Below are 1,589 nucleotides of genomic sequence, written 5' to 3'. Positions count from 1 at the left end.
GAGCGAACTGTATCTGAAGTATTTACAGCGACAGACAAAAGCACAAAATCAAGGAAAGATATTAGACCGCAGTATTACTGAAGCGGACTATGAATCAATAGGGGGAGTCACTCAATCTCTGACTCAAAGAGCTGATGAGGAATATAAGGCGTTAGTCGCTCGCGATTCTGGTTATGCTCAGATTATCCGTCATGTAATGTTGCGGATGGTGGCTATTGGTAGCGGTGAATTGGCGCGGAGGCGAGTACCGTTATCGGAACTAGAATATTCCCAACAGAAAAAAGGTTTAGTTAAGGAAGTAATTGAACGGTTTACCAAAGCACGGTTAGTGGTGAGAGGAAAAGATGGGGATGGGAATTCCTATGTGGAACCGGCTCATGATGCTTTGGTGCGGGGTTGGCAAAAGTTGTTGATGTGGAAGCAGGAGGATGAGGAAGGTTTAATCCTGCAACGGCGGTTGACTTCGGCGGCACAGGAGTGGGAAATTGTTAAAAGCAAGGAACAGCCATCAGGTTTTCAAGCCAAGGGTGAACTTGTTATCGATCGCTTAGATAGAGGACTCTACACCGTTGAAAAACTATTTAGCAAAATTCCTGCTCAGATTGCGCGACTGTGGCAGCGCTCTCAGAATCAGCAAGAGCCTTCGAGAGAGAAACCCGCAAACTTTCTGTGGAATGCGAATCCTTATCTCGATGTATTGGATCGAGAACTCAAGTCTGATGACAACTGGTTAAACCAGGTAGAAGCTGATTTTGTACAGCAAAGCGTTGTGCAAAAGCGTCGCAACATTAGTTGGCGGTGGCGCTTGGCGATCGCGGTCATACTGGGATTAAGTGGCTTGACTATCACTGCTTTGATTGGACAAAAAGATGCTTTGATAGGTCAAATTCGGGCTTCTCGGCAATCCGCAGAAGCAAACTTCCAGTCAGATCAAGATTTAGAAGCTTTGCTTGCCAGTTTACGGGCAGCGAAATCTCTTCAAGACTGGCCTTGGTACTTATCCTTATTCAAGCCAGACAGTAAGCTTCAACCTCAAGTGGTACAAACTTTGCGAAAGGTATTCTATTCAACTAGAGAATATAACCGCAGAGAAATGCCTCAAGGTTTTAAGAAGATGTTTTTTAATCCTGATGGTACCTTAATGATTGCTACAGCGGAGAATGGTACTGTCCGCTTACAAGACTTCAAAGGCACACCACTGCCCCAAGTATTTTCAGGACATGAGGGTGAATTAGAACTTAATGTTAGTCCGAATAGTCACTTATTAGCAACAACTGACGAGCAAGGGACTGTTCGCCTCTGGAACTTAGAAGGAACACAGGAAGAGCCACGTCAGCTTACAGACTGTATTTCAGGGACTGATGTAGGTCAATATCGTACTGGTTTCGGTCTACCTGACAGAGAGATCAGTTTCAGTCCTGATAATAAGAAACTTGTATATTTGAAAAAAGACAATCCCAGTACTATTTGCCTGTGGGAAACAGCAGATAAACCGAAACTGCTCTTGAAACAGGAAGGCAATGTCCATAGTATTAGCTTTAACTCCAATAACCAGCTAGTAGTAGCTAAGGATTCGCGATCTCGCAATA

At 44.2% G+C, this 1,589-nt stretch carries 1 protein-coding gene; it reads left to right on the top strand.

The genetic code is table 11. The features are described from left to right. On the top strand, nt 1-1,589 hold a 1,589-nt coding region (locus ACP6PM_RS04420; protein ID WP_426582206.1), incomplete at both ends, for a WD40 repeat domain-containing protein.

Origin of the sequence: Dapis brunnea BLCC-M229 (assembly GCF_050015995.1) — a bacterium.
Classification (GTDB): domain Bacteria; phylum Cyanobacteriota; class Cyanobacteriia; order Cyanobacteriales; family Microcoleaceae; genus Trichodesmium.
Note: the sequence above shows the minus strand (reverse complement) of the source record. Positions and strands in the feature narration are given on the sequence as shown.